The organism is Alcanivorax sp. HI0044 (assembly GCF_001634945.1).
In genome coordinates, this window is the sequence record NZ_LWEZ01001305.1 from 1 (window position 1) to 1065 (window position 1065).

Below are 1065 nucleotides of genomic sequence, written 5' to 3' on the forward strand. Positions count from 1 at the left end.
ACCCCACCCAGGCCCGCGATCAGCGGCGCATGCTGGTGTTGCTTGATGGTCGCAGTCAGTATCAGCCGGGCCTGTCCCGGGTGAGCTGGAACGACATGCCGGTGGATATCCGCGATGTGGAACGTATTGAGGTTACCCGTGGTCCGGCGGCTGCCGCGTATGGTGCCAACGCTTTCACTGCCGTGATCAACATTATTACCCGTGACCCACGGGATATCAGCAAGAGCGGCGTGACCGTACAGGGCGGCAATAATGGTATCCGCGATGCGCATCTGGTTGGTGTTCACCGGCTGGAAAACGGGGCGCTGCGTGCTTCCGTGTCGCGACGGGCAGATAACGGCTATGACGAGCCCTTCGAAGGCGAGAGCCTGCCGGATGGCAAGCGCATTGAGACGCTCAACACCGAGTGGGTCTGGGACGCAGATGCCCGCAATACGCTCATGGTGCAGGCCGGTGGTAGCCGCAGCCGCCTGGAGCGCCAGCAGGAAGCCGGTGTTGCCGATATTGGCGAATACCAGGGCGACCCGGTGCAGAAAGGCGAGCGGGCATTTGTGTCGCTGCAATGGCAGCACAATTTCAGCCGGACCCATCAGCTGCAGGTCCATACTTACGGCCAGTACAATCAGGAAATCACCGACTTTAATGTCTGTTACCTGGACCCTGTGACCGGCCAGACCGGGCCCGGGGGCGGCCTGTTCTTCAGTCAGGAACTGCGCGATTTGTATTTGCAGAATGGCAGCGACATGGGGGCGACTTTTGCGGCCTTTCCGGCGGATGCCGATGCCACTAACCGTTATTTGACCTTGCAGGGTGCCGGTGCGCCTTTCTGTGCCGGCAGTGAGCTGGATATTCAGGAGGTGCGTTATGACCTGGAAATTCAGGATACCCTGCAGCTGACTCGCTGGGCACGACTGGTCAGTGGGGCAGAAATTCGCCATGACCGGGTACAGTCCGACAGCTACCTTGGGGGCACGCAAGACAATATCAGCTACCGTTTTTTTGGCAATCTGGCGCTGGATGTCCTTGATCCGGTAACGGTGAACCTGGGCGGCTATTGGGAGCGAG

At 59.8% G+C, this 1065-nt stretch carries 1 protein-coding gene; it reads left to right on the forward strand.

The window, feature by feature from the left end; genetic code table 11:
- Positions 1-1065 (forward strand): TonB-dependent siderophore receptor (locus tag A3730_RS19040; protein ID WP_156501257.1); only part of this gene is annotated, 1065 nt, incomplete at both ends.